The sequence below is a fragment of the Roseomonas sp. TAS13 genome (assembly GCF_001950415.1).
In the GTDB taxonomy this organism is placed as follows: Bacteria; Pseudomonadota; Alphaproteobacteria; order Acetobacterales; family Acetobacteraceae; genus Roseomonas; species Roseomonas mucosa.
Genome location: NZ_BDLP01000755.1, coordinates 1 through 794 on the forward strand (window position 1 = coordinate 1; position 794 = coordinate 794).

At 74.2% G+C, this 794-nt stretch carries 1 protein-coding gene; it reads left to right on the top strand.

Annotated features, from left to right (window positions below):
* Positions 1-302: 302 nt before the first annotated feature.
* On the top strand, positions 303-794 hold a 492-nt coding region (locus ROTAS13_RS25330; protein WP_075823724.1), incomplete at its 3' end, for a transcriptional regulator.

Here is a 794-nt window from a genome sequence, read left to right on the forward strand (position 1 = left end):
CTACCCGAGCGGGCGCGAGATGCTGGTCGCCTGGGCCGCGGCACGCGCCGCCGGAACCGGCCGCGTGACCGAGGAAGCCTGCCTGCGCGAACTCGGCTCCCGCCCGCCGGGCGCCTGACGCACCGTCACTGGCCCCCCGCCCGGGGGGGGGAAACCACAAGCGCAACGCGAGGCCGCAGCAGGCCCCCAACCATGGCGTCTGTGCACGGCGGATGACGGTGCGGATTGCACCCTGCCACTGTCCTGGCCGTTAGAGGGGAGCCTTCCGGAGCGGCCGGAAGGCCGGCGCGGGGCGAGGCGGCATGAAGGCATTCCTGGATTTCGAGGCATCCTCCCTGGAGAAGGGCGGCTTTCCGGTCGAGGTCGGCTGGGTCCTGGAGGACGGCGCGGAGGAAGCGCACCTGATCCGCCCGGCCCCGGACTGGACTGTCTGGTCGGAGGAGGCCGAGGCGATCCATCGCCTGTCCCGCGCGCGGCTGGAGGCCGAGGGCGAAGCGCCCGGAGCGGTCGCGACGCGGATGATGGAGGCCCTGGCAGGGCATGAGATCCTGGCCAGTGCCCCGTCCTGGGACGGGCAATGGCTCAGCCGCCTGCTCCGGGCGGCTGGCCTGCCGCGCCATGCGCTGCGTCTGGGCGACACGGATGCCGCCGAGGAGGCCGAGGCCGACCGCATCCTCCGCGAAGCCGGCCTTGCCGCGGCGAAGCGTGCCGAACAGGTCCGGCGGATCGTGGCCGAGGCCCGGCAGGCGGACGAAGCGCTCGGCCCGCCGGAGCACCGTGCCCTGGCTGATGCA